The 25,590-nt window shown below is 72.3% G+C and carries 22 protein-coding genes and 1 pseudogene; 5 read left to right on the top strand and 18 right to left on the bottom strand.

Going from position 1 to position 25,590, the window contains the following annotated elements; genetic code table 11:
- The 5 genes and pseudogenes from M8542_RS49070 to M8542_RS49050 all read right to left on the bottom strand — a co-directional run.
- Positions 1 to 359, bottom strand: a pseudogene (locus M8542_RS49070) (endolytic transglycosylase MltG); the annotation flags it as partial.
- Entirely contained in the window at positions 356 to 784 is a 429-nt protein-coding gene (gene ruvX, locus M8542_RS49065) for a Holliday junction resolvase RuvX (RefSeq protein WP_257927331.1), read from the bottom strand. The pseudogene M8542_RS49070 and the gene ruvX, both read right to left, overlap by 4 nt.
- Positions 785 to 848: 64 nt before the next feature.
- Positions 849 to 3,509, bottom strand: coding sequence for an alanine--tRNA ligase (alaS, locus tag M8542_RS49060; RefSeq protein ID WP_257927330.1), 2,661 nt, complete (start codon positions 3,507 to 3,509; stop codon positions 849 to 851).
- 73 nt (positions 3,510 to 3,582) lie between these two features.
- A complete protein-coding gene (locus M8542_RS49055) occupies positions 3,583 to 3,888 on the bottom strand; it encodes a hypothetical protein (protein ID WP_257927329.1) in 306 nt (101 codons plus the stop codon).
- Positions 3,885 to 4,271 (bottom strand): DUF948 domain-containing protein, encoded by a 387-nt coding sequence (locus M8542_RS49050; RefSeq protein ID WP_257927328.1) that lies wholly within the window; start codon positions 4,269 to 4,271, stop codon positions 3,885 to 3,887. The genes M8542_RS49055 and M8542_RS49050 overlap by 4 nt, the downstream gene beginning before the upstream one ends.
- A gap of 130 nt (positions 4,272 to 4,401) precedes the next feature.
- Here M8542_RS49050 and M8542_RS49045 point away from each other — a divergent pair, with 130 nt between their 5' ends.
- Entirely contained in the window at positions 4,402 to 5,298 is an 897-nt protein-coding gene (locus M8542_RS49045) for a hypothetical protein (RefSeq protein WP_257927327.1), read from the top strand.
- Between the two features lie 104 nt (positions 5,299 to 5,402).
- Here M8542_RS49045 and M8542_RS49040 read toward each other — a convergent pair whose 3' ends face one another.
- The 6 genes from M8542_RS49040 to M8542_RS49015 form a co-directional block, all read right to left on the bottom strand.
- Positions 5,403 to 7,007 carry an SEFIR domain-containing protein gene (locus tag M8542_RS49040; protein ID WP_257927326.1) on the bottom strand — a complete coding sequence of 535 codons (1,605 nt, stop codon included), beginning with the start codon at positions 7,005 to 7,007 and terminating at the stop codon, positions 5,403 to 5,405.
- Positions 7,008 to 7,014: 7 nt separating this feature from the next.
- A complete protein-coding gene (locus tag M8542_RS49035; protein ID WP_257927325.1) occupies positions 7,015 to 8,226 on the bottom strand; it encodes an ABC transporter substrate-binding protein in 1,212 nt (403 codons plus the stop codon).
- A 77-nt stretch (positions 8,227 to 8,303) separates the two neighbouring features.
- Positions 8,304 to 8,837 (bottom strand): RNA polymerase sigma factor, encoded by a 534-nt coding sequence (locus M8542_RS49030; RefSeq protein WP_257927324.1) that lies wholly within the window; start codon positions 8,835 to 8,837, stop codon positions 8,304 to 8,306.
- Between the two features lie 372 nt (positions 8,838 to 9,209).
- Positions 9,210 to 10,055 carry an NAD(P)-dependent oxidoreductase gene (locus M8542_RS49025; RefSeq protein WP_257927322.1) on the bottom strand — a complete coding sequence of 282 codons (846 nt, stop codon included), beginning with the start codon at positions 10,053 to 10,055 and terminating at the stop codon, positions 9,210 to 9,212.
- A 40-nt stretch (positions 10,056 to 10,095) separates the two neighbouring features.
- On the bottom strand, positions 10,096 to 10,473 hold the full coding sequence (locus tag M8542_RS49020) for a VOC family protein (RefSeq protein WP_257927321.1): 378 nt from the start codon (positions 10,471 to 10,473) through the stop codon (positions 10,096 to 10,098).
- A gap of 130 nt (positions 10,474 to 10,603) precedes the next feature.
- On the bottom strand, positions 10,604 to 11,980 hold the full coding sequence (locus M8542_RS49015; protein WP_257927320.1) for a replication-associated recombination protein A: 1,377 nt from the start codon (positions 11,978 to 11,980) through the stop codon (positions 10,604 to 10,606).
- Positions 11,981 to 12,121: 141 nt separating this feature from the next.
- Here M8542_RS49015 and M8542_RS49010 point away from each other — a divergent pair, with 141 nt between their 5' ends.
- The 3 genes from M8542_RS49010 (at position 12,122) to M8542_RS49000 (ending at position 14,865) form a co-directional block, all read left to right on the top strand.
- Positions 12,122 to 12,817: a TetR/AcrR family transcriptional regulator gene (locus tag M8542_RS49010; RefSeq protein ID WP_257927319.1), complete on the top strand. Its 696-nt coding sequence runs from the start codon at positions 12,122 to 12,124 to the stop codon at positions 12,815 to 12,817.
- 33 nt (positions 12,818 to 12,850) lie between these two features.
- The gene (locus tag M8542_RS49005; RefSeq protein WP_257927318.1) at positions 12,851 to 14,068 is read left to right on the top strand and encodes a cytochrome P450; all 1,218 of its coding nucleotides are present in this window, start codon (positions 12,851 to 12,853) and stop codon (positions 14,066 to 14,068) included.
- Between the two features lie 62 nt (positions 14,069 to 14,130).
- Positions 14,131 to 14,865 carry a metallophosphoesterase family protein gene (locus tag M8542_RS49000; RefSeq protein WP_257927317.1) on the top strand — a complete coding sequence of 245 codons (735 nt, stop codon included), beginning with the start codon at positions 14,131 to 14,133 and terminating at the stop codon, positions 14,863 to 14,865.
- On the opposite strand, the gene M8542_RS48995 is transcribed toward M8542_RS49000, so the two are convergent.
- The 7 genes from M8542_RS48995 to sthA form a co-directional block, all read right to left on the bottom strand.
- Positions 14,831 to 15,679 carry an SGNH/GDSL hydrolase family protein gene (locus tag M8542_RS48995; protein WP_257927316.1) on the bottom strand — a complete coding sequence of 283 codons (849 nt, stop codon included), beginning with the start codon at positions 15,677 to 15,679 and terminating at the stop codon, positions 14,831 to 14,833. The two genes, M8542_RS49000 and M8542_RS48995, sit on opposite strands and share 35 nt — an antisense overlap.
- 237 nt (positions 15,680 to 15,916) lie before the next feature.
- Entirely contained in the window at positions 15,917 to 17,104 is a 1,188-nt protein-coding gene (locus M8542_RS48990; protein WP_257927315.1) for a phosphotransferase, read from the bottom strand.
- A gap of 78 nt (positions 17,105 to 17,182) precedes the next feature.
- On the bottom strand, positions 17,183 to 18,130 hold the full coding sequence (locus M8542_RS48985; protein WP_257927314.1) for a DUF389 domain-containing protein: 948 nt from the start codon (positions 18,128 to 18,130) through the stop codon (positions 17,183 to 17,185).
- Positions 18,130 to 19,905 carry an aspartate--tRNA ligase gene (gene aspS / locus M8542_RS48980; protein WP_257927313.1) on the bottom strand — a complete coding sequence of 592 codons (1,776 nt, stop codon included), beginning with the start codon at positions 19,903 to 19,905 and terminating at the stop codon, positions 18,130 to 18,132. Before aspS ends, M8542_RS48985 begins: the two co-directional genes overlap by 1 nt.
- 94 nt (positions 19,906 to 19,999) lie before the next feature.
- Entirely contained in the window at positions 20,000 to 20,602 is a 603-nt protein-coding gene (merB, locus tag M8542_RS48975) for an organomercurial lyase (protein ID WP_257927312.1), read from the bottom strand.
- A gap of 704 nt (positions 20,603 to 21,306) precedes the next feature.
- Complete coding sequence (locus M8542_RS48970; RefSeq protein WP_257927311.1) at positions 21,307 to 23,205, bottom strand: intein-containing Rv2578c family radical SAM protein; 1,899 nt, start codon at positions 23,203 to 23,205, stop codon at positions 21,307 to 21,309.
- 89 nt (positions 23,206 to 23,294) lie between these two features.
- Complete coding sequence (gene sthA, locus M8542_RS48965; RefSeq protein ID WP_257927310.1) at positions 23,295 to 24,707, bottom strand: Si-specific NAD(P)(+) transhydrogenase; 1,413 nt, start codon at positions 24,705 to 24,707, stop codon at positions 23,295 to 23,297.
- A gap of 91 nt (positions 24,708 to 24,798) precedes the next feature.
- Here sthA and M8542_RS48960 point away from each other — a divergent pair.
- Positions 24,799 to 25,590 (top strand): AfsR/SARP family transcriptional regulator (locus M8542_RS48960; RefSeq protein ID WP_276588174.1); only part of this gene is annotated, 792 nt, incomplete at its 3' end.

Raw genomic sequence — 25,590 nt, 5'->3', positions numbered from 1 at the left:
TCGCCGGTCTCCGGGGCCGCGCGACGGCGCCGGGGCGGCGGCGCGTCGGCGCCTTCGTCGAGGCCGTGCCGGGCGCGGGCCGGGGCCGAGCGCTCGACGTCGCGGGGGTCGAAGTCGTCCTCGGCCGGGGGCAGCGTATCCGGCGGCTCGAGGCGCCGACGGCGGCCGGCCGGCGGCGCGTCACGGCGCGGGTCGTAGCCCGGCTCGGGACGGCTGCGGCGCGACGGCTGGGGCAGCTCCTGGTACCCGCTCGAGCGAGGGTCGCGAGGCGGTGTGGGCCGGGACGGCGGCGGGGTGGCCGGTCCCTGCTCGCGCAGCCGCCTGCGCCCGCCTTGACGATCGGGTGGCTGGTCGTTCATCGGTCTCCCTCCCGGGCGCGGTGCGCAGCGGCGGCGTCGATCCAGGCCTGCAGGATCTCCACGGCGGCGGCCTGGTCGACCACCGCGCGCTGCTTGCGGCCTTTGACCCCGCGCTGGGAGAGGATGCGGGATGCGGTGACCGTGGTCAGCCGCTCGTCGCCCAGCCGGACCGGCACGGGCGCTATCCGCCCGGCCAGGCGTTCAGAATACGCGATCGCCAGCTCGGCCGCCGGACCCTGCCGGTTGGCGAGCGTTCGCGGCAGCCCCACGATCACCTCGACCACCTCGTGCTCGGTGACGAGGGCGGCCAGCTGGTCCAGATCACTGTCGTCGGTCGCATCGCGGGAGAGGGTAACCAATGGCGAGGCGAGCATGGGGGCCGGATCGCTCAGCGCCACCCCGACCCGGACGGATCCGACATCCACCCCGAGCCGACGGCCGCGGCCCGGATCGTCCTTGCCTGGCCGATCCGGGCCGCGGTTTCCGCGGTTAACCAATGCCGGCGATCGCCGCGCGCAGGGCCGTGACCGCGTCGGCCGCGCCGGCCGGGTTCGTGCCACCACCCTGGGCCATGTCGGGCTTGCCGCCGCCGCGGCCGCCGATCTGCTCGGCGAACGACGGCACGAGCTTGCCCGCCGCGATGCCCTTGTCCTGCGCCGCCTTCGTCGTCGCGACGACGAAGCTCAGCTTCTCCCCGGCCGGTGAGAACAACGCCACCACGCCGGGCCGCGTGCCGAGCCGGCCGCGGATGTCGGAGGCCAGCGCGCGCAGGCCGTTGCCGTCGACGTCCGGGACGACCTCGGCCACGACGATGACGCCGCCGATCTCCTGCGCCTTGTCGAGCAGCGAGCCCGCCGAACCCAGCACCTGCTGGGTCTTGAGCTGCGTGATCTCCTTCTCGGCGTTCTTCAGCCGGGTCAGGACGTCCTCGATGCGGCCCGGCAGCTCGTCCGACGGCACCTTGAAGGTGTTCGCCAGCTGCGAGACCAGCAGCTGCTCCTTGCGGACGTACTTCAGCGCGTCCGAACCGACCAGCGCCTCGACGCGGTGCACGCCCGAGCCGATGGAGGCGTCGGAGACCAGCTTGACCAGGCCGAGCTGGCCGATCCGGTCGACGTGCGTGCCACCGCAGAGCTCGCGGGAGTACTCGCCCATGTCGACCACGCGGACGTCGTTGCCGTACTTCTCGCCGAACAACGCGACCGCGCCCAGCTCGAGGGCCTTGTCCTTGGTCGTGGTGAAGCTCTGCACCTCGACGTTGGTCTGCAGGTAGTCGTTGACCTCCTGCTCGACCTCGGTCAGCACGTCCGCCGACACCGAGCCCGGCGTGGTGAAGTCGAACCGCATGCGGCCCGGCGAGTTCAGCGAACCCGCCTGCGCCGCGCGCTTGCCGTACGCGCCGCGGACGGCCGCGTGCACCAGGTGCGTCGCGGAGTGCGAGCGCTCGATCGAGAGCCGGCGGTGCGCGTCGACCGAGCCGGTGACCTTGGTGTCCAGGCCGACTTCGCCGTCGAGCACCTCGACGCGGTGCACGAACAGCCCCGGGACGATCTTCTGCACGTCCAAGACCTTGAGCTCGACGCCGTCGCCCAGCAGGACGCCGGTGTCGGCGACCTGGCCACCGCTTTCGGCGTAGAACGGCGTGCGGTCGAGGACCAGCTCCGCCTTCTTGCCCGCGGAGACGCTGCGGACCGGCTGCCCGTCTTCGAGCAGGGCGACGACCTTCGCCTCGGCCTGCAGGTCGGTGTAGCCGAGGAACTCGGTCTCGCCGTGCTGCTCCAGGACCTTCCGGTACTCCGAGAGGTCGCCGTGGCCGGTCTTGCGGGCCGCCGCGTCCGCCTTCGCCCGGGTGCGCTGCTCGTTCATGAGCGTGCGGAAGCCGTCTTCGTCGACGGTCAGGCCCTGCTCGGCCGCCATCTCCAGGGTGAGGTCGATCGGGAAGCCGTAGGTGTCGTGCAGCTGGAAGGCCTTGTCGCCGGCCAGCACGTCGCCGCCGCCGCGCTTGGTCTCCTCAGCTGCCATGTCGAAGATGCGCGAGCCGGAGGTCAGCGTCGAGAGGAACGCGTCCTCTTCGATCCGGACGACCTCGTTGATGCGGTCGAAGCCGGAGACCAGCTCGGGGTAGGTCGGGCCCATCGTGTCGCGCACGACCTTCGCGAACTCTTGCAGCACCGGCTCCTGCACGCCCAGCAGCCGCGTGGAGCGGATGATGCGGCGCAGCAGGCGGCGCAGCACGTAGCCGCGGCCGTCGTTGCCCGGGGTGACGCCGTCGCCGATGAGCATGACGCCGGTGCGGGCGTGGTCGGCGATCACCCGGAAGCGGACGTCGTCGGCGTGGTTGGCGCCGTAGTGGCGGCCGGAGAACTCCTCGGCGCGGCCGATCACCGGGCGCACGAGGTCGGTCTCGTAGACGTTCTCGACCCCTTGCAGGATCGTCGCGACGCGCTCGACGCCCATGCCGGTGTCGATGTTCTTCTTCGGCAGCTCGCCGATCGGCTTGTGCCCGAGCTTGGGGCTCAGGTCGCCGCGGACGTCCTGCATGAAGACGAGGTTCCAGATCTCGATGTAGCGGTCCTCGTCGGCGACCGGGCCGCCCTCGCGGCCGTACGCCGGGCCGCGGTCGTAGTAGATCTCCGAACAGGGGCCACCGGGACCGGGCACGCCCATGTCCCAGTAGTTGTCCTTGCCGTCGCGCGACTGGATGCGCTCGCCGGGCAGACCGGTGAGCTTGCGCCACAGGCCGGCCGCCTCGGAGTCGTCCTCGTAGACGGTCGCCCAGATGCGGTCCGGGTCGAGGCCGAAGCCGCCGTCGGCCTGGGACTTGGTGATCAGCTCCCAGGCGTTCTCGATGGCGCCTTCCTTGAAGTAGTCGCCGAAGGAGAAGTTGCCGGCCATCTGGAAGAACGTGTTGTGCCGGGTGGTCTTGCCGACCTCGTCGATGTCCGGCGTGCGCACGCACTTCTGCACGGAGGTCGCGCGCGGGTACGGCGGCGGCGCCTCACCGAGGAAGTACGGCTTGAACTGCACCATGCCGGCGTTGACGAACAGCAGGTTGGGGTCGTCGAGGATGAGCGGCGCGCTGGGCACGCGCGTGTGGCCCTTGCCTTCGAAGTGGCGCAGGAAGCGATCGGTGATTTCGTGTGTGTCCACGGGTCAGTCCTTGTGCTGGTGGCTGCGAACGAGGTCGGACGGCGACGGCGGGAGGGTTCCGGGCAGGCCCGGATCAGCCTTCCGCCCGGCGAGCTCGCCGGACCGGGCGCCGGGCGGCAGCGGCGTGCCGTCCTTCGGCGCGGGGCGCCGTGACGCCCGTCCGCTCCTCGACCATGTCGTGCAACTCCTGCTCCCGCTCGTTCATGCCCGCGCGCACCTCGGCGCCGAATGAACCCACGGCGCCGGCCAGCTCGCGCACGGCGTCACCCAGGTTCGATGCTAACCCCGCCGGAGTGGCCTGACGAGCGGTTTCGGCGGCCTTGCGGGACAGCGCGACGCCCGCGACCACCCCGACGCCGAGCCAGAACAGCCGCTTCACTTGCCCGCCTTCTTCGCGGCCTTCAGGGCGCTCTTCTTCTTGCGCGCCCGGATCGCCTTGGACAGGCCGTAGGACAGCGCCGCGGTCTTGACCAGCGGGCCGCCGAGGGTGGCGGTGAACACCGACGTCAGCGCCGACACGTTCCCGGTGACGGCCTGGGCGTTCGACGTGATGCCGTCGACGCGCTCCAGCTGGGTGTTCACGTGCGTGATCGTCTGGTTCGCGCCGATCAGCAGCGGGTCGGTGTTGCTGTTGGTGCGCTCGATCGCCTCGGTGGCCGCGTCCAGCGTCTTGCCGAGCTTGATCAGCGGGATCGCCAGCAGGACGACCAGCACCACGAATGCTCCTGCGGCGATCAACGCGGCGATCTGCCCTGCCGACACGGGCCCTCCTCGGATCAACGGGTTTCGGGTGCTGGTGAGGTTACCGCCTGGCCGGGTCCCCGACCGTGTCACCCCGCGCGGGCCGGAAAACGCGTCGCCTTGCCTGGTCGCAAGGCGGTACACCTGGGCGATGGGACACGATGCGTTCAGGGCTCTCTCCGGCCCCGGCGGCGCGGCGGCCGACGTGCTGACGGCGTTGCCGGGTGCGGACCTGACCACGGTCCAGCTGGAGGTGGCGCGGCGCCGCGCGGCCCGGCTGAGCGCTGCGGACGTGCTGCGCCGCCACCGCGAAGACCGCTTCGCCGCGCCGAGCCCGCTGCCGTTCGCGTTGCTGCGGCGCATCGAGGACGCGCTCATCGGCGCGGCGGTGTCGTTCGAGCCGGTCACGCTTTCGCCGCTGGTCCCGCTCGGCACGCAGTCGGTGGTGACCGGGCTGGCCCAGCACCGGGTGGTTCCGACCGGCCGCGGCACCGAGGTCGCCGCGGACCCGACGGCGGGCCTGGCCTTGGCGGCCGCCGCGCGCCGCGCGTCGGGCGAAGTGGTCCGGCTGGCGACGGTGCAGCGGGTGGTGCGCGCCCAGCGGGTCGCCGCGGGGTTGTACGCGCACTTCTCGCTGTTCGGGGCCGTGACAGCGGGCCGGGACACCGGCAACCTCGGGTTCGAGCGGGACGCGCTGGCCGAGCACGCGCGGCTGGTGGTCGCGGGGTGCCGCGCGCTGGGCGCGACCGAGGTTTCGCTCGGGGTGACGGTGCTGGACCCGCGGTTCGAGGACCTGCTCGACGGGCTGGACGTGCCGGTCCACCCGTTCCCGGACCGCGAAGGCGGCCGAGGCGGGTATTACGAGGGGCTGTGTTTCAAGGTGTACGCGGCTTTCGGCGGCTCCCTGGCCGAGGTCGGCGACGGCGGTTTCACGCCGTGGACGCGGAAGCTGCTGGGGAACGCGAAGGAGCGGTTGATGACGAGCGGCCTGGGCGTCGACCGGCTCGCGACCCTCCTGCCGGGTCAGCCGTCACCGACCTCTCGCTGATCCGGCTCACTGCCCGACCAGCCGGCCCCCTCACCCACCTCCTGCCGATCCACCCGGCGCCACCACCCGCAACCAAGTCCCCGGCTCACCGCCCGACCAGCCGCCTACCCCTCACCCACCTCCCGCAGGATGTCCCGCCACTCCCCCCGCGCCGTCGCCCGTGGCCGCACCCGCTGGTCCAGCCGGCGCCGCCGCTCCGCCACCGCCCTCAGCCGGATCCCCGGCTCGCGGCACCAGCGCTCCAGCCGGGCGACCTCACGGCGGCTGAGCCGGGACGCCTCCGGCCGGAGCGCGACCAGGAACCACCGGCTGCGGTCCGCGTGCCGGGTCAGGCCCGCCCGGTCGAAGATCTTCAACGCCTCCTCCGCGTGCCGGACCGCCGTCGGCGGCGCGTCGTGGCGGCGCACCTCGGCCGACACCAGGTGGGCCCGGCCGGCGAGGCCGGCGAAGGACGTCGTGTCGGTCGGCTGGCCGGCCAGCACCGCCGTGACGCGCCCGGCCAGCGCGCTCGCGCGCAGCAGCTCCCCGCGCGCCACCGCGATCTCGGCGCGCAGGAGCAGCAGCTCGTGCTGGACGTCCGTGCCCGCCGCGAGCAGCTGCCGCGCCGCGCGTTCCGCCAGGCGGTCGGCCGCGCGCAAGGCTGGCCGCTCGCCGAGCAGCTGGTACCGGGTCCAGTGCACGTGCGCGAGCACGTGGTGGCAGGCCGCCAGGCGACCGCTCCGGTCCCCCGCCCTCGCGAGCAGCGCGGCCGCCCCGCGGACGCTCTCCTCGGCGATCCGGAGGTGCTTCAGCCGCGACCGTCCCGTCGCGTCCTCGGCGAGCTCGCGGTGGATGTGCCCGAGGCACGCGCGGCCCAGCGCCGCCGTCACGTGGTCGCCGGCCGCGGTCGCGAGCTCCACGGCCTCGTGCACGACCTTCGACGCCAGCGTCAGCTCGCGGCGGCGGCGCAGGAGCCAGGCGAGGCCGACGATCAGCGCCTTCGCCTTCGCGCTGGGGTCGCACAACCCGGACTGGGTCGTGTTGACCACCGCGATGCACCGGTCCACCAGCTCCTGCGCCAGCCCGCCGCCGTCGGCCGCCCGCAGGACGTGCTCGACCGCCGGCAGGGTGCCGACGAACTCGCTCGCCTCGACCGGCGTCCCGGCGACGCAGCCGAGCCACTCCCGGACCAGGTCGGGGCCGCCGCCCGCCTCGACGTCGTCGGCCTCCAGGTCGCTGACGATGTCCGACAGCTCCCGGGGCGGCGGCGCCGGCGGCACCCTCGACTCGAGGAACCGCAGCCGCCCGGCGATCTCGTCGGCGCCGGCCTCGGTGGCGGCGTCGAAGCGGCTGAGCGGGATGCCCGCGAGGATCCCGGGCGCCCGCTCCGCCGCGAAGCCCGGGTCCGCGACCGGCACGATCGGGCAGTGCGCGGCGCTGTCGTGGGCGTAGAACTTCTGGATGATCAGGAAGCTTTCGAACCTGACGCCCCGGCGCACCGAAGCCGGTTCGGTGCGCCCGAAGTGCGTCACGAACTCGTCCGAGAGCACGCAGACGACCAGGTTCCGCTGGATCCCGCGCATCATCCAGGCCGGTTGCGACATCGTGGCGCGGTTCTCCGGGTCGCCGTCCCAGATCACCTCGATGCCGCGTCGCCGCAGCGCCACCACGAGCGCGGGCGCGACGACCTTGCCTTTCCCGTCGTGTGCGTAGGCGACGAAGACCGGCACGGCGGCGTCAGCCGTTCGGCCAGTGGATCAGCATCCGCCCGACGTCGACCGGGGCCGCGAGGAACCCGTTGTTCCGCATCAGGTCCACGACCTTCCGCAGCTCGGACACGTCGACCTCGAGGGGGTAGGTCGCGATCCGGACGTCGTCCACGTACGCCGGGTCCACGCCCAGGTACTTGACCAGCACGGAGTCCCGTTCGTCACGCCGCTGCACGTCGGCGGTCCCGCGGGCCAGCGCCCGCTGGAAGGCCTGGACGGCCTCCGGGTACGCCCGCACCTGGTCCGCCGTGACGAACCAGCCCGAGAGCGGCAGGAACGCCGTGCGGCCAAGGGTCACGTCGAGCACCGGGATCGCCCCGAGCCGCTCCGCTCGCGTCACGTACGGCTCGGCCATCACCGCGCCGTCGACGTCACCCCGGCTCAGCGCGCCGATCATGTCGTCCATCGACAGCGACACCCAGCTGATCGACTTCGGGTCGACGTTGGCCTCGCGCAGCGCCAGGCTGGTGCCGATGTCCGAGATCGAGCCGGTGGCGGTCACCGCGATGCGCTTGCCGGGTGCCTGGTAGCCGTGGGTGAACGACCCGTCGGCCGGCCCCATCAGCATCAGGTGGCTGTTGCGCGCGGTGTACGCGGCGGCGGCGATCCGGAGGTCCGCGATGTGCTGCGCCTGCGCGGTGAACGCGCCGGGGTAGCTGGTGAACGCGATGTCTATCCGGCCGTCGGCGAGCTCCCGGACGGCGTCGGGCCCGCCGCGGACCTTGACGATTTCGACGTCCAGTTTCTCGTCCCGGAAATACCCTTGGTCCACCGCCCGGTAGAACGGCGCCGTGTCGACCACGTCGAGCAGGCCGACCCGGAGTTTCGCCGGAAACCCGGTCATCGCGGCCACGCTGTCGGATTTCACCGAGTGGATCAGCAGCGAGCACGCGGCCACGACCAGCACGACGCCGGCCGCCACGGCGCCGATGAGGTACCGGCGCTTTCTCAGCGCGGTCCACCACCCGCCCGGTTCGGCCGGGCGGGCGGCGAACCGCGGCTCGTCCTCGTACCCCCTCGCTTCGACGACGGAGATGAACGAGGCGTCCGAGTCACCCGTCGACTCGAACAAGCTCGTCAGGAACCTGCGTTGTCGCGCCGGATCGTTGCGCGCGTAGGAGGCCTGGTACATCGCGTCGCGGAGGTCGGCCAGCCGAGCCTCCAGATCACCGGCGTGCACGTCGGCCTCCCCCGTACTGGACCACCGTGGAATCTTCACTGCACCCTCCCGCTTTCCATCCCGCTCCCGGCCGTCTCCTACGCCGAGCCGGTGAGCGAATCCGTGGCCAGCCGCCGCCGCAGCTCGCAGAGCGCCTTCGCGAGCCGGCGTTCCACGACACCCCGGTCCACGCCGAGGATCCGGGCGGCCCGCGCGACCGGCTGGTCGTCGAGGACGACCAGCTTCAGCGCCTCGCGCAGCGGGGGCGCCAAGGCTTCGATCGCCGTGAGCAGGTCGAGGCGGTCCTCGTGGCCGCCGTCGGCGAACCCGAAGCCGGCGGCGATCCCGGCGACGTCGTCGGTGTAGAGCGGACGGATCTTCTTCAAGGCGTCCTTCACGACGTTCGCGGCGATGGCGATCGCCATCGCTTCGGGGTCCCGGACCGCGGGACCGGTGCGGCACAGCCGCTTCCACAGCCGCTCGAGCACCGCGTCGGCGATGTCTTCGCAGTCGAGCCCGCCCGCGCGGGAGCCGACGTACCGGAGCACTTTGGCCCGCAAGTCCGGGTAGCTCCGCTCGAAGTTCTTCTCGAGCAGCTTCCGATCGCTTTTCCCGTGCCGTTCAATGCCCACGCCCGGATTGCCTTTCGCCCGCGACAACCGAATTGCGGCGCGTTCCCGGACGGATCGCACAACCGCGGTCGGCGGCGGAATCCGGTTCCGGGAAGCACCATGCCCAGTAGTCGACCGGGGGCGCCCGATTGCGCGCCGAAACGCACACTTCACCCGCTTGGGCGATAATTCATGCTGTGCCGACTTTTGCCGATCCGACCACGGTCACGGCCGAATGACTTGTGTAGCAACGGTTACCTACCGCTCAGGAGTCGGCCTACCTTTGGCCAGATCGGCAACTATGTCCACTTTTGTGTCCAGTTTTGCGCGAGCACACTTCGGAAACCACGGATTTTCCGATTTCACCGGTTGCTGCTCGCCCCCACCGGCGATTCAGGAGTCTTTGACGACGGCGCGGTAGAGCGCGGCCATGTCCTCGTCCCCGTGGCCGGCGTCCACCGCCGTTTCGAGGTGGGCCAGCACCGCGCGGGCGCCCGCGACGTCGACGGCGTCGCCCGCGGCCGCCACCACCAGCCGGGCGTCCTTGGCCGCCAGCCCGGCGGGGAACGCCGGCGGGTACTCGCCGGAGAGCATCGACGCGCCCTTCGCGTGCGCGTACCCGACGTCGAGGCCGCCGCCCTTGATCGTCTCCAGGAACAGCGCCGGGTCGAGGCCCAGCGCGCGGGCCAGGCCCAGGCTCTCGGCCGTGCCGTTGGTCAGCGCGAGCACCCACGCGTTGAGCACCAGCTTCAGCCGGCTCCCCTGGCCGGCCGGGCCGAGCCACTGCGTCTTGACGGCGACCGCGTCGAACACCGGGGTCGCGGCGGGGCGGGCTTCCTCGGGCCCGGAGGCCAGGACCTGCAGCTGTGCCTGCTCCGCGGGCTGACGGGTGCCCAGCACCGGCGCGTCGACGAAGACGACACCGGCCTCGCCGGCCAGCTCCCCGAGGCGATCGGTCCACTCGAGGCCGACCGTGCTCATCTGCAGCCACAACGTGCCCGAAGCGGGCGAAGCGGCTTCGAACGCCTCGGCCACGGCAGGCCCGTCGGCGAGCATCGTCACCAGGATGTCCGCGCCCTCGGCCGCCGCGGCGGGCGACCCGGCCACCGTCGCGACGTCGGCGAGGGGCTCGGCCTTGGCCCTGGTGCGGTTCCAGACCCGGACCTCGAGGCCTGCCTTGGCAAGGTTGGCCGCCATCGGCGCACCCATGATCCCGGTTCCCAGAAACGCGACGCTCATGGGCCCATCGTGACCGACGCCCGGCCGTTCCGCAGTGCGGTCAGTAGTCGCCGAGCAGGCAGAACGGGTGCCCCGCCGGGTCGGCGTAGACGCGCCAGCCGCGGCCGTCGGGGTCCGGGTCGAGCAGCCTGCCGCCATGGATGAGGACCAGGTGGTGGGTCACCCGCATGTCGTCGACCTCGAAGTCGAGGTGGAACTGCTGGGGGTGGGCCGGGTCCGGCCACTGCGGCGGCCGGTGGTCCGGCACCCGCTGGAACCCCAGGACGAGCCCGTCGAGGTGGAGGGTCGCGAAGTCCTCGTCGACCCGCCACCGCGGGTCCGGCCGGTCGACCTCGCCGCCGAGCAGGGCCTGGTAGAAGCCGGCGAGCACGACCGGTTCCGGGCAGTCCAGGACGATGCACTGCAGCCTTGCGGGCACGGGTACGCCTCCTGTCGTCGCCGGGACCCGGGTTTCGGGTCACCCCGAGGCGCGAAGCTTACGAAACCCGATGATCTTGCCGTTCCCGGCCCGGGTGGTGATCAGTTTCCCGGCGATCGTCCGGCCGTGGTCACCGTTCACCGCGGATGGTCCGGCGCAGCTTGGGCACGCGCTCGGCCAGCGGCCGCTCGGCGCCGCGCTGGGTGGGCTCGTAGTAGTCCTTGCCGACCAGCTCGTCGGGCGGGTACTGCTGCGCCAGCACGCCTTCGGGGACGTTGTGCGGGTAGCGGTAGCCCTGGGCGTTGCCGAGCTTCTTCGCGCCCGCGTAGTGCCCATCGCGCAGGTGGGGCGGGACGGTGCCGGCGAGGCCGCCGCGGACGTCGGCCAGCGCGGCGTCGATGCCGGTGATGACCGAGTTCGACTTCGGCGCGGTGGCCAGGTGGATCGTCGCCTGCGCCAGCGCCAGCCGCCCCTCGGGCATGCCGATGAACTGGACGGCGTGCGACGCCGCGACCGCCGCCTGCAGGGCCGTCGGGTCGGCCATCCCGATGTCCTCGCTGGCGTGCACGACCAGCCGCCGCGCGAGGAACCGCGGATCCTCCCCCGCCTCGATCATCCGGGCCAGGTAGTGCAGCGCGGCGTCCACATCGGACCCGCGGATCGACTTGATGAACGCGCTGATCACGTCGTAGTGCTGGTCGCCGTCGCGGTCGTAGCGCACCGCCGCCTTGTCCACAGTGGACTCGACGATGGGCAGGTCGATCGTCTTCGCCTCGGTGGCCGACGCCGCGTCGGCCGCCGCCTCCAACGCGGTGAGCGCGCGGCGCGCGTCCCCGCCCGCGAGCCGGACGAGGTGGGCGCGCGCGTCTTCGGTCAGCGTCAGCTCGCCGCCGAGGCCACGTTCGTCGGCCAGCGCGCGCTCGAGCAGCTGCGTGATGTCGTCGTCGGTCAGCGGCCGCAGCTGCAGCACGAGCGAACGCGACAGCAACGGCGAGACGACGGAGAACGACGGGTTCTCGGTGGTCGCCGCGACCAGCAGCACGGTGCGGTCCTCGACCGCCCCCAGCAGCGCGTCCTGCTGGGTCTTGGAGAACCGGTGCACCTCGTCGATGAACAGCACGGTGTTCTCGGTGTTGTACTGGCGGCGCCGCCGCGCCTCCTCGATGACCCCGCGGACCTCCTTGACGCCGGCCGAAAGCGCCGACATCGCGACGAACCGGCGGCCGGTGGCGATCGAGACCAGGTTGGCCAGCGTCGTCTTGCCCGTGCCGGGCGGGCCGTAGAGCAGCACCGACGCCGGCGCGGCGCCTTCGACCAGCCGCCGCAGCGGAGCGCCTTCGCGCAGCAGGTGCTGCTGGCCGACGACCTCGTCGAGCGAGCGCGGCCGCATCCGCACGGCCAGCGGCGAGCTGGCCGGGTCCGCCTGGGTCTCGGCCGCGTTCGACGTCGTCCGCTCGGGCGGGGGCGCCACGTCGGCGTTCACGGTGAAGAGCTCGTCCTGTGCCACACGGATGACGTTAACCGACGCCACCGACAGAACCCTTGCCGTGGTCGGCGCACCCGCGCTACCGTCGTGATGACTGGTTGACCGAAAGTGCGATTCCGGTCAATAGGTCAAAGGATCGACGAAAGCAGCAGGTGGAGACGCATGAGCCATCCCAACCGCGAGCGCGCCGACCGCATCCTGGACGCGGCGGGTGAGCTGCTGCTGCGCATGGGCTACCGCAAGGTGGCCGTGGACGACATCGCGCGCGCGGTCGGCATCGGCAAGGGCACCGTCTACCTGCACTGGCGCAACAAGGAACTGCTGTTCCAGGCGCTGATGATGCGCGAGTCGGCCGACCTGACCGACGAGATCCTGGGAAGCATCAAGGCCGAGCCGGCGACGATCCTCCCGCACCGGATGATCTCGGCGTCGTTCCTGATCACCCACCAGCGGCCGCTGGTCATGGCGATGCTGCGCGGCAACGCCGACATGTTCGGCTCGCTCGGCGACCTCGCCCTGCGCGAGCAGCAGGACCAGCTGCGCGCGCGGTTCGAGGAGACGATGCTCCGGCACGGGCTGATCCGCTCGGACGTGCCGAACCTGAGCTACGCGCTCCAGACCGCGACGCTCGGGTTCTACCTCGGCGACACGCTTTCCGCCGAGTTCGAGGGCATTCCGCTGGCGGAGAAGGCGGCGGTTCTCGCCCACCTGATCCGCACGGCGTTCGAACCGGCCGGGGAGCCCGACGCCCTGGCCGTCGCGGAGGTGGCGGCGGAGCTGAGCTCGGCGCTCGAGGAGCTCGTCTCCGGCTACCGCAACGGGATCTACGCACACGATCCCACCAAGGCGCCCGGCTGAGCCGGGGCCACACAGGGGAAAGAAGGGGCGGACATGACCACCACACAAGCGGACACCTGGGGACTGCACGAATCCCAGTTCTGGCTGCGGGGGAAGCAGCCCGAACAGCGCGTGCACCACGCGGCCGACCTCGGGTTCTGGAACGTCTACGGGCACCCGGAGGCCGAGGAGGTGCTGCGCGACCCGGCGACGTACTCCTCGGACACCACCCGGGTGATCCCGAAGGAGATGCTGGAAGACCAGGGCGTCGACCTGGAGGCGATGTCGGCGGGCAACCTGCTGCAGCTGGACCCGCCGCTGCACAACAAGATGCGCAAGCTCGTCAGCCGGGCGTTCACGCCGAAGGTCGTCGCCGACCTCGAGCCGCGCATCGCCGCGGTGACGAACGAGATGCTCGACGCGGCCGGCTCTTCCGGCCGGCTCGAGCTGGTCGAAGACCTCGCCTACCCGTTGCCGGTGATCGTCATCGCGGAGCTGCTGGGGGTCCCCGCGAGCGACCGGCACCTGTTCAAGGGCTGGGTGGACAAGCTCTTCGACTCCTCGGAGCAGTTCTCGCTGAAGGAGCAGACCGAGGGGCGGCAGGAGTCGGTCAAGAAGTCCTTGGAGGGCCAGAAGTCGCTCGTCGAGTACCTCGGCAAGCACGTCGACGAACGGCGGAAGCAGCCCCGCGAGGACCTGCTGACGAAGCTCGTCGAAGCCGAGGTCGACGGCGAGAAGCTGACCCGCAACGAGGTCGTCAACTTCGCCAACGTCCTGCTGCTGGCCGGGCACATCACCACCACGATGCTGCTCGGCAACGCGGTGCTGTGCCTGGACACGCACCCGGAGTGGGACGAGCGCGTGCGCGCCGACCGGTCGCTGGTGCCGCCGGCGATCGAGGAGTCGCTGCGGTACCTGTCGCCGTTCGCGGCGGTGGCCCGCACGACCACGCGGGAGGTGGAGCTGGGCGGCTCGACCGTGCCCGCGGACCAGATGCTGATGATCTGGGTCGCGGCGGCCAACCGCGACGACCGCGTCTTCGCCGAACCGGACACCTTCGACCCGCTGCGCGATCCCAACCCGCACCTGGCGTTCGGCCGCGGGATCCACTTCTGCATCGGGGCGCCGCTCGCCCGGCTGGAGGGCCGGGTGGCGCTGAACATCCTGTTCGACCGCTACCCGGCGCTGCGCACGATCCCGGGTGAGCCGCCGAAGTTCCAGATCAACCCGAACATGACCGGGGTGCGGGAGCTGCCGCTCACCACGGCGTGAACCGGTTGCGCCCTGGGCGAAATCCCTCGCCCGGGGCGCGGCCGCGCGGCGATGGTGGTCCGATGACGATCGCGGTCCTGTCCGACATCCACGGTGTCCTGCCCGCGCTGGAGGCCGTGCTGGCCGAGCCGGACGTGCGGGCGGCGGAGAACATCGTGCTGCTCGGGGACATGCTGGCGGGCCCGATGCCGGTGGAAACGCTGGAACGGCTGCAAGAGCTGGGTTCGCGGGCGGTCTGGGTGCGGGGCAACGCCGACCGTGAGCTGGCGGCGTCGGCACGTGGCGAAGGCGACTTCGTCCCGGACCCGATCTTCCCGTGGGCGGCACGGCAGCTGCGGCCCGCGGACCTCCCGGTGCTCGACGCCCTGCCGCTGACGGTGTCGCTCGGTGAGTTCTTGTTCTGCCACGCGACCCCGCGCGACGACACGGAGATCGTGCTCGTCGACAGCCCGCTCTCGCGGTGGGCCGAAGTCCTGGCCGGCGTCACCGCGTCGACAGTCGTGTGCGGGCACACGCACATGCCGTTCGTCCGGCTGGCCGATCGGCGGCTGGTGGTGAACCCCGGCAGCGTCGGGATGCCGTACGGCGCGAGCGGCGCGCACTGGGCGTTGCTCGGCGACGGCGTCCAGCTGCGGCGCACGGAGTACGACGTCGAAGCGGCGTGCTTGTTCCTCGCGCGGCGGTCCGCCTACCCCGGCATCGAGGAGTGGGCGGACTTCTTCGTGCGCAACCCGGCTTCGGACGCCGAAGCGCTGCGGGTGTTCAGCGCTCCGTCCCGCGGAACGAGTTCCACATGATCACCGCGGCGTAGGGCAGGAACTCGCGGCCGCGGCGCCAGAGCCACGGGATGCCCTTGAGCACCAACCACCCCGCGTGCCCCGTGGCGCTCGGCTCGACCCCGCCGCTGCAGGTGAGGCTCACCGGCTCCGGCACCGCGAAGCCGGCTTCGCCGAGGAGGCCGGTGAAGCCGTCGGCGAGCATGCGGTGGCCGAGTTCGGAGGGGTGCAGCCGGTCGACGCTCCACGACGTCAGGTCGTAGGCGCCGGGCAGGCGGTCGAGGTCGAGGCAGGGCACGCCTTCGCGGGCGACGACGTCGTCGATGGCGGCGTTCAGCTCGGCGACCCGGGCGCTCAGGGCCCGCTTGAGCGACGGCGGCAGGCGGAAGACCTTGCTGTGGTCGTGGAACCGCACCGGCACGACGGTGGTCCCGGCGTCGCGCAGCCGGTGGATGACCTCGGTGAGGTCGGCGGCGATGCGGGCGGCGTCGAAGTCGGGCCGGAGGGTGTCGTTCATGCCGGCGACGAGCAGGGCGACGTCGGGCCGGTGCGCGACGGCGGCGGGCACCTGCTCGGTGAGCACGCACCGCATCCGGGCCCCGGTGAAGGAGGGGTTCAGGTAGCCGTCGGGATCGACCCCGAGCGCGGCGGCGACCAGGGGGCCGACCCCACGCCAGCCCCCACGCCGGGGCAAGGGGTCCCCCAGCCCGACGGCGGTGGAGTCCCCGAGCACGACGAGCCGCTCGGCACGCCGGAGCGGCGGCAGGGCGACGAGGGCGGGCCGGGCGGGTTCGGGAGTGACTTCGGCGCTGATCACGGTCACGTCCCCGACCATCGGCCACGGAGACTCACGCCCGGTGAGGACGAGGTAACGCGTCTTCGACCGCGGGCCTAATTCTTGACGCTCGCTTCACCTGGGCCGGAAATGTCCTGTTCGGGGCCGGTTCTCAAGCGCCCCAATGTGGCGTTGGGTGCGTCCAACGCACCCAATGTGGCGTTCGGTGCGCTCAACGCACTCAATGTGGCGTTCGGTGCGCCCAACGCACCCAATGCCACATTGGGGCGCTTGGGGTCAGCGGAAAGCGGGGTAGAACGCCAGGTCCGCGTGCGGACCCAGCCGCGCGGCCAGCGCCGCCGCCACTCGGGCCGCGAACTCCGACACCGCCGTCATCCGCACGTACCCCGCGTGCTTCGCCAGATCACGCCACCACGTCACCAACGCCGACTCGCGGCTCACCGGTGGTGCGTGGCGGGACAGGTCCAGCCTGCCCAGCTCTTCGCCCGTGATCAGCCAGACCCGCAGCAGCTCGCTCGTCGTCAGGTGGCCGGCCAGGACCTCGTCGTCCGCGAACGCCGGCCAGACGCCCACCACCTCGGCGCGCCAGGCCGCGACCATCGCCTCGCTCATGCCCGCCGGCAGCGCCAGCGCGTCCGGCCAGCTCGCGAACGGCAACCGGAGGTGGGCCGCGTCCACCAGTACCGACCGCACACAGCCGTACTCGAAGTCGAGGAAGCGCACGCCCTCGCCCGTCACCAGGTTGTTGTCCGGGCTCAGCTCCACCGGGCTGAACGCGCGGAAGCCCGCCGACCGGGACTGCTCCAGTGCCTCCGCCACCTGCGTGAGCACCGTTTCCGGCACCGGGATGCCCAGGCGCTCCTGGATCACCACCGGCACCCGCGCGCACACCTCGTCGACGTCACCGGTGTGCCCGGCGACCGGGCCGCCGAGGCGCCTCAGCAGCGCGTTGAAGTCGGCTTCGCGGCCCGCGGTGTTCGCGTGCAGCCGGCCCAGCGACCGGGCCCACGACAGCAGCGCGCGCTCGGCCGCGCGGGAGTCGCGCGCGTAGAGCTTGTCCTCCAGTGTCGGCGTGCGGCCGAGGTCCTCCAGCACCAGCACGCGGTCGCGGCCGTCGTGGGCCAGCAGCTCCGGGCACATCCGCTCGCCCGGCGCGAGCGCGGTGAACAGCTGGTAGCTGACCGCCTCCTGCGCGAACGGGTCGGCTGATCCCGCCTCGGGCTCGTCCGGGTAGTGCTTGATCACCAGCGTCCGCGGCAGCGCGAACGACGACGACACGACCCTGGCGCGTACCACCGTGGCCGGCCCGCTCCCCGCCAGGTCTTCGGGCGCGACCAGCGTGATCGCACTGCCGAACCGGCGCGAGAGAACGGACTCGCCCGCCGCGACCGCCGCGGCGACGGCGAGGTGCTCGGCTCCTGCCCCGACCCCAGCGTCGCCGGTGGAGGAGGTGTCGACTGTCATTGTCACCGACCCTACTCGTGACTGAGCAACCATGACTACTGACATCCGGACAAGAAGGATCCCCGGTCCGGACGGGGTTCATCCCCGTGAAAGCGGACGCATCCCCACCGGTGAACGTTGCCCATTCCGGCGCACGATCAACACAATGGCCGCAGCTGCAACGATTCCGAGAAGGTTCACGAGCAGCTGACCCACCGATTGGACGCACCGGCTCCACTCCCCCGCCACCGCGGCGACCACCGCGTACCCCGCGGCCGGCACCGTGGTCACGGAGATGAAGACGCCCACGAGCGCGGCCGACTTCGCCGAGGTCATGGCGAGCATCCCGGCCGCGCCGGCGAGCATCGCCACCACGAGCGAAGGCACCCCGACGGAGAAGACGAAGTCGACCTCGCTGTGCTGCTTCAGCTCGAACGCCTTCTCACCGAACACGTCGGTGACGCGGACGAGCAGCGCACCGCCCAGCGTCACGACCATGGCCAGCGGGAAGCCGACGCCCAGCGCCCCGCCCGCGAGCCGGACGAGGTCCCAGCGGCGCAGCACCAGGCCGACGGCGAGCGCGGCGAGCGGCCCGAACTCCGGGCCGACGACCATCGCGCCGACGATCGTCACCGCGGAGTCCGTCAGCACGCCGACCGCCGCCAGCAGGCAGGCGATCGTCAGGAACGCCAGGAAGGTCACGTTGAGCCGCGACTCCTCGCCGGTGCGGGCGAGGAGCTCCTCCCACACGACGGCGTCCGCGCCTTCGCCGGGCGCCGCCTCTTCCGCCGCGTCGGCGGCGTCGGACAGCGCCGTGTCGAGCGCCTCCAGGGTGATCCCGCCGCTGTGGTCGAGCTCGAGGCCGCACAACGCGGCCACGATCTCGTCCGCCGCCTCGCGGGCGATGTCGGCCTCGACCAGGTCACCCTCGGGCGAGACGGCGGCACCGCGGTGCACCACCAGGTGCGCCGTCCCGGGGTGGGCCCGCAGGACTTCGAGCGCCTCGGCGGTCTTCTCCGGCGGGCACACGGCCCTCAGGTGCAGCACTAGCTCTGCGGGGCGGGAGCCGGCTTCGCGTCGATGCCGGCTTCCTTGCGCTGCTGCGCCGTGATCGGCGCCGGCGCCGCGGTCAGCGGGTCGTAGCCGCCGCCGGTCTTCGGGAACGCGATCACGTCACGCAGCGAGTCGGCCTTCGCCAGCAGCATGACGATCCGGTCCCAGCCGAACGCGATCCCGCCGTGCGGCGGCGGGCCGAAGGCGAAGGCGTCGAGCAGGAAGCCGAACTTCTCCTGCGCTTCCTCTTCGCCGAGGCCCATCAGGCTGAAGACGCGCTTCTGGACGTCACCGCGGTGGATACGGATCGACCCGCCGCCGATCTCGTTGCCGTTGCAGACGATGTCGTAGGCGTAGGCCAGCGCGTTGCCCGGGTCCTGCTCGAACTTGTCGATCCACTCCGGGGTCGGCGACGTGAACGCGTGGTGCACCGCGGTCCACTTGCCGGAGCCGACCGCGACGTCGTCGCCGATGTCCTCGACCGGCGCGAACAGCGGCGCGTCGACGACCCACACGAACGACCAGGCGTCTTCGTCGATCAGGCCGAGGCGCTTGCCAATCTCGTCGCGGGCGGCGCCGAGCAGCGGCTGCGTCGAGGCGGCCTTGCCGGCGGCGAAGAAGATGCAGTCGCCGACTTTGGCGCCCGCCGCCTTGGCGACGTTCTCGCGCTCGGTCTCGGACAGGTTCTTCGCGACCGGGCCGCCGAGGGTGCCGTCCTCGTTCACCAGGATGTACGCGAGGCCGCGCGCGCCGCGCTGCTTCGCCCACTCCTGCCACGCGTCGAGCTGACGGCGCGGCTGGTCGGCGCCGCCGGCCATCACGACCGCGCCGACGTAGGGCGCCTGGAACACGCGGAACGGCGTGTCGGCGAAGAACTCCGTCATGTCGGTGATCTCGAGGTCGAAGCGCAGGTCCGGCTTGTCCGAGCCGTACTTGGCCATCGCCTCGTGGTAGGTGATGCGCGGGATCGGCCGCGGGATCTCGTGCCCGATCAGCTTCCACAGCGCGGAGACGATCTGCTCGCCGATGTCGATGACGTCGTCCTGCTCGACGAAGCTCATCTCGATGTCGAGCTGGGTGAACTCCGGCTGGCGGTCGGCGCGGAAGTCTTCGTCCCGGTAGCAGCGGGCGATCTGGTAGTACCGCTCCATGCCGCCGACCATGAGCAGCTGCTTGAACAGCTGCGGCGACTGCGGCAGCGCGTACCAGGAGCCGGGCTTGAGCCGGGCCGGGATGACGAAGTCGCGCGCGCCTTCGGGCGTCGAGCGGGTCATCGTCGGGGTCTCGATCTCGACGAAGTCCTGGCTGTGCAGCACCTCGCGGGCGGCGCGGCTGACCTCGCTGCGCAGGCGCATGGCCGCGGCCGGGCCGCTGCGGCGCAGGTCGAGGTAGCGGTGCTTGAGGCGGACCTCTTCACCGACGTCGACGCGGTCGTCGATCGGGAACGGCAGCGGGGCGGCCTCGGAAAGGACCTCGAGCTCGGTCGCGAGGACCTCGATCTCGCCGGTGGGGATCTCGGCGTTCGCGTTGCCCTCCGGGCGCTTCGCGACCTCGCCGACGATCTTGACGCAGAACTCGGAACGCAGCGCGTGCGCGCGCTCGGCCATTTCGCCTTCGCGGAAGACGACCTGGGCGACGCCGCTCGCGTCGCGGAGGTCGATGAAGATGACGCCGCCGTGATCGCGCCGCCGGGCCACCCATCCGGTGAGGGTGACGGTCTGTCCGGCCTGCTCGGCACGCAGGGTGCCGGCGTTGTGAGTGCGGAGCACTGCGACTGCTCTCCTTCGACATGGGTTCTCGCTGCCCGGAAAGGCTAACGAACCACCCAGTTTAGGACGTCGGCAGGCTTGGCTTGCGCGGTGGTCAGAGCACGTACTTCGGCCGGGCTTCCAGGGCGGCGACCAGCCGGTGGGCCTGGGCGAGGTAGGCGGCGACCTGGTAGATCCGCCCGCCGGGGTGGGTCACCAGCCAGTTGGCGGCCGCCGACGGCGAGGCGAAGAACGGCTGGCCGGCGCACGCCATCGCGTCGGCCCGCTCGAGCCCGAAGCCCAGGTCGACGGCGGCGACGACGGCCGAGGGCGGGTCGGCCTGCTCGATCAGCTGCGGGTTGAGGTCGATGCGGATGCGCGTCCCGGTGACCGGGCAGACGGCGGCGGCGTGCACCCGCTCGCCGGTGGCGATGGCCAGCAGGAACATGTCGACGGTGCCGTCGGGCCCGGCGCCGAGGGTGCCTTCGGCGGGCTGGAGCCGGTGGTGGGCGCCGCGCGGCGCGGGGCCGGTGATGACGAGGTCGCGGTGCAGGGTGAAGCCGATCAGCTCGACGAGCCGGCGCGCTTCGGCCGGCGCGACGCCGACGGTCGCGGCCAGCCGCTCGACGCTGACGGGGTGCCGGCCGGCCCGGGTGAGTTTCAGGGCGGCCCACGCGAGCCGGGCGGCCGCGACCCGGTCGGTCTGCGAGGTCGTCATGGCCGCCACTCCCTTCCGGTTCGATCCCTTCGACGTTAGGCGTCGGCGAGGCCGGGCGACAACGACACGATCGGACATTTTCCCGCAAGCCCCCGACTACGCGGCGCAAGACGGCCGTCACTACGGCGAACGGCGGAGCGGCGGGACCCCGGGAGCCGCTCAGGGTGACGGCTTCACCCACACGGCGGCACGGCGGATGATCACGCACCGGCGGCCGGGGTTGTCCACAAAGGACCGCGGGAGACGGGGAGATGCCCTGCTGTCACAGCAGCCTCACGGCCGGAACCGAAGGGGTTCGGGCGGGTTCGGGCGGGGTTCGGGCAGCGGTCGGGCGCCGATCGGTCACGGCGAGAGCGACCGGGCGAGGGCCGGCGACCGAACCCGGAGCGATCGCCGCCCACGGCCGCACGGCCGAGCGCGACTGGCGCCCCTCCCACGGCCGCATGGCCGAACGCGGCCGTCGTCCCTCCCACGGCCGCATGGCCGAACGCGGCCGTCGTCCCTCCCCCAACCGCACGGCCGAACGCGACCGGCGCCCCTCCCCCGACCGGTGCCGGTCCGACACCACCTCACCTCCCCGGCCCTAACCCCCGCCCCTTCGTCGCCTCCCCAGCTCCACTTCCCCGCGGCCCCCTCACCGCTCCCGACCCCGATCCCCCGGCCCTACCCCCCTCACCTCTCCGGTTCCGCTCCCCCGCACCCCCTCACAGCAGCCGCAGCTGCTCCACCGCCGGTGCCTCCGGTGGCAACTCGGGCGCCGGCTCCGGGCTCCGCGCGTCGTAGCCCGTCTTCGGGGCCAGCCCGTGCCGTCTCAGCAGCGGCGCCACCCGCTCCCCCAGCCGCCGGCGGTACGCCCGGTCCACATAACTCCCCCGCGCGTACAGCTCCCGGTACCGCGGCACCAGCGCCGGGTACGCGCCGGCCAGCCAGCGGGCGAACCACTCGCGGGCGCCCGGGCGCAGGTGCAGCGGGATCACCGTGACGCTCGACGCGCCGGCCTCGGCCAGCCGCCCGAACAGCGCGTCCAGGGCTTCCGCCGAGTCGGTCAGCCACGGGAGCACCGGCGCCACCAGCACCGAGCACGGCAGCCCCGCGTCGCGCGCCTTGCGGATCAGCTCCAGCCGCGCCCGCGGGCTCGGTGTGCCGGGCTCGAGGCGGTGCTGCAGCTCGCCGTCCAGCAGCGCGAGCGACACCGCCAGCGACACCGGCACGTCGGCGGAGACGTCCTGCAGCAGCGGCAGGTCTCGCGCCAGGACCGTGCCCTTCGTCAGCACCGACAGCGGCGTGCCGGAGCGGGCCAGCGCCGTGATGATCCCCGGCATCAGGCGGTAGCGGCCCTCCGCGCGCTGATACGGGTCCGTGTTCGTGCCCATCGCCACGTGTTCGCGCCGCCACGACGGCTTCTTCAGCTGCGCCCCGAGCACCTGGGGTGCGTTGACCTTGACCACCACCTGGGTGTCGAAGTCGTGGCCGGCGTCGAAGTCGAGGTACGTGTGCGTGTTCCGGGCGAAGCAGTTGTGCGACACCATGCCGTCGGCCACGAAGTCGCCCGTGCCGGTCGTGATGTCGAACAGCGGCAGCTGCAGGCCCAGCGGCTCGATCTCCTCGACGCGGCGGCGGCTCGCGCCGATGACCGCGCCGTCCAGCGAACGCTTCCAGCGCACCGCCGGGTTGCTCACGTGCAGGAACCGCAGGACCTCGCCGACCCCGCCGAGCACCCGGACCTCCTGGCGCGACGGGAACTTCGGCACCTCGTCGAGCTGGTGGGCGAACCCGAAGCGGGTGAGCGCGGCGGCGAAGGCCGCGGTGATCTCGGGCTCGTCGTGCGCCACCGCCAGGACGCCGCGGCCGTGGTCGCCGGCCAGGTCGAAGACGCCGGCGAGGAACCCGCGCTGCCAGTGCGCGTCCGGGTCGGCCGGGACCTGCAGGAACCCGACGGACGCGCCGAAGTCGGGCAGGTACTCCAGCGCGCGGCCGGCGGCGTCCGGCTCCGCGGCGAACCCGCCGGAGCGCAGCATCCCGCAGAGGTAGCCGGCCCGGTAGCCGAGCGTCTCGTCCGGCGTCGGCTCGAACCGGCCGACGCCGATCAGCTCGGCGCCGGGCTCCAGGTGCGGCCGCTGCGCCGCGCCGAACTTGCTGCCCGTGACGTGCTTCCAGCCCTTGCTGGTGAGGAAGCGGTGGTCGCCGCCCGCGACGAGCCGGGTGCCGTCTTCGAGCGTCACGCGGTAGGCGGCGCGCAGGGTGGTCCAGTGCGCTTCGACGCGGGTGGGCACCAGGCGCCGGGTCGCGCCGTGGCCGCGGGTGCCGAAGATTTCGTCGCCGACCTTCAGCTCGGACAACGCCTTCGTGCGGCCGTCGGCCATCAGGATCCGGGTGCCGCCTTCGAGGCAGTAGGTGCAGGCGTGGGAGCAGCCGCGGTACGGGTTCACCGTCCAGCCGAAGGGGACGCCGGAGCCGGCGGGCACCTTGTTCAGCACCGAGCGAGCGTGCACCTCGTGAAAGGTGACGCCGTCGAATTCCGGTGACCGCACGGAACGCACCAGGCCCTCCAGCCCGGGCAGTGCCGGCTCACCCTCCCCTGCTCGCTGCCGATCCCATCGCACAGCGCCAGTCGAACATATGTTCTAGCCGAGTGTCAAACCGGTTCGCCGCAGGCGAATCCGGGTGGTGCTGGTGTGACTCCTGAGGTGGTTCAGGACGAGAAGCGGTCCAGGGCGCGGATCTTGTTGGTCGCGTCGAGCGCGGCCACCTTGTAGGCCTCCGACAGCGTCGGGTAGTTGAACACCGCGTCCACGAGGTAGTCGACCGTGCCCCCGCAGCCCATCACCGCCTGTCCGATGTGGACCAGGTCCGTCGCGCCGGTGCCGAACACGTGCACGCCCAGCAGTTTCCGGTCCGTCGTGGACACCAGCAGCTTCAGCATCCCGTAGCTGTCGCCGGTGATCTGGCCGCGCGCGAGCTCGCGGTAGCGCGCGATGCCGACTTCGTACGGCACCGACGACGACGTCAGCTGTGCTTCCGTGGAGCCGACGTACGAGATCTCCGGGATCGTGTAGATGCCGATCGGCTGCAGCGCGCCCAGGCCGTTCGCCGGCTCGCCGAACGCGTGGTAGGCCGCCAGCCGGCCCTGGTCCATCGACGTCGCCGCCAGTGCCGGGAAGCCGATGACGTCGCCCACCGCGTAGATGTGCGGGACCTCGGTGCGGTAGTTCTCGTCGACGACGAGCCGGCCGCGCTCGTCCGCCGTCAGGCCCGCCGCGTCGAGCGCCAGGTCGCCGGTCATGCCCTGGCGGCCCGCGCTGTACATCACCCCGTCGGCGGGGATGCGCTTGCCGCTGACCAGGGTGGTGATCGTCGCGTCGTCGGACACCGCGACGTCCGCGACCTTCTCGCCGAAGCGGAACGTCACGCCGAGGTCGCGCAGCTGAAATTTCAGTGACTCCACGATCTCCGGGTCGCAGAAGTCGAGCATCTGGTCGCGCTGCTCGACCACGGTGACCCGCGAGCCGAGCGCGGCGAACATCGACGCGTACTCGATGCCGATCACCCCCGCGCCCACCACGACCAGCGACGACGGGATCTGCTCGAGCCGCAGGATCTCGTCGGAGTCGAGCACGCGGGCGGCGTCGAAGTCGACGTGCCCGGGCCGCGCCGGGCGGGTGCCGGTGGCGATCACGACGTAGTCCGCGCTCAGCGTCCGCCGGTCGCCGGGGTGCTTGCTCTCGACGACGACCGTGTGCGCGTCGGCGAAGGAGCCGGTGCCGGGGACGAGGTCGACATGGTTGCGCATCAGCTGCGCGCGCACGACCTGCACCTCCCGCCCGACGACGTGCTGGGTGCGCGCCAGCAGGTCGGCGATGGTGATGTCCTGCTTGACGCGGTAGCTAGCGCCGTACAGCTCGCGCTGGTTCATGCCGGTCAGGTAGAGGACGGCTTCGCGCAGCGTCTTGGACGGGATCGTGCCGGTGTTGACGCACACCCCGCCGACCATGTCGTGCCGGTCGACGACCGCCACCCGTTTGCCCAGCTTCGCCGCGGCGATCGCGGCCTTCTGCCCCCCGGGGCCCGAACCGATGACGATGAGGTCGTACTCGTGCTCGCTCACGACGTCGAGCCTGCGCACCCGGACGCCCCGGCGCAACCCCTCCCCGGTGAAGATCCGCACGCGAACCCGGCACGGCGCTAGCGTGGCCGGGATGCTGCGGGTCTCCCTCCTCGGCGAGCAGGTGATCGCCGACGACACCACCGGCGCCGTGCTGACGCGGTCGCCGCGGTCGGTCGCGCTCGTGGCCCACCTCGTCGTGCACGCCGGCCTCGCGCAGCCGCGGCGGCGGATCGCCGGGTTGTTCTGGCCGGACTCCACCGACGCCCAGGCGCTGACCAACCTGCGCCGCGAGCTGCACCAGCTGCGCCGGGTGCTGGGCGACCCCGCGTCGCTGGTCGTGTCCGGGCAGGACCTGTGCTGGCGGGACACCCCGTCGAGCACCGTGGACGTGCGGGAGTTCGACGTCGCCCGCCGGGTCGCGCTGGCCGCCGTCGAGCCCGCCGTGGTGCTCGCCCACGCCGGCGCCGCGCTCGCCGCCTACCGGGGTGAGCTGCTGCCCGGCCTGGCCGACGACTGGGTGCTGGCCGCGCGGGCCGAATTGGAACGCCAGTGCGTCGAACTGTGCGACCTCGTCTGCCGGACCCCGTCGGGCGACCCCGAGGCGGCGCTGGCGGCGGCCCGGCGGCGGATCGGGCTGCGGCCGCTGGAAGAGACCGGCTACCGGACGCTGATGGCGCTGCAGGCCGACGCCGGCGACCGGGCGGGCGCGGTGAGCACCTACCACCGGTGCGCGTCGGTCCTCGAACGCGAGCTCGGCGTCGTCCCGGCCGACGCGACGCGCGCGGCGTTGCGGCGGCTGCTCGCCCGGCCGGACCGGGAGCCGCGGCGGCCGTCGGCGCCCGGGCTCGTCGGCCGGGCCGCCGAACTGGCCCGGCTCGGCGAA

It is taken from the genome of Amycolatopsis iheyensis (assembly GCF_024703995.1).
Classification (GTDB): domain Bacteria; phylum Actinomycetota; class Actinomycetes; order Mycobacteriales; family Pseudonocardiaceae; genus Amycolatopsis; species Amycolatopsis iheyensis.
This window is presented reverse-complemented; position numbering and strand designations above follow the sequence as displayed.

What these genes read in the sequence shown, in the direction of transcription:
- M8542_RS49045 (WP_257927327.1), top strand. Translation starts at nt 4,402, where the DNA reads ATGGGACACGATGCGTTCAGGGCTCTCTCCGGCCCCGGCGGCGCGGCG.
- M8542_RS49025 (WP_257927322.1), bottom strand. Translation starts at nt 10,055, where the DNA reads ATGAGCGTCGCGTTTCTGGGAACCGGGATCATGGGTGCGCCGATGGCG.
- M8542_RS49010 (WP_257927319.1), top strand. Translation starts at nt 12,122, where the DNA reads ATGAGCCATCCCAACCGCGAGCGCGCCGACCGCATCCTGGACGCGGCG.
- M8542_RS49005 (WP_257927318.1), top strand. Translation starts at nt 12,851, where the DNA reads ATGACCACCACACAAGCGGACACCTGGGGACTGCACGAATCCCAGTTC.
- M8542_RS49000 (WP_257927317.1), top strand. Translation starts at nt 14,131, where the DNA reads ATGACGATCGCGGTCCTGTCCGACATCCACGGTGTCCTGCCCGCGCTG.
- M8542_RS48995 (WP_257927316.1), bottom strand. Translation starts at nt 15,679, where the DNA reads ATGGTCGGGGACGTGACCGTGATCAGCGCCGAAGTCACTCCCGAACCC.
- M8542_RS48990 (WP_257927315.1), bottom strand. Translation starts at nt 17,104, where the DNA reads ATGACAGTCGACACCTCCTCCACCGGCGACGCTGGGGTCGGGGCAGGA.
- merB (WP_257927312.1), bottom strand. Translation starts at nt 20,602, where the DNA reads ATGACGACCTCGCAGACCGACCGGGTCGCGGCCGCCCGGCTCGCGTGG.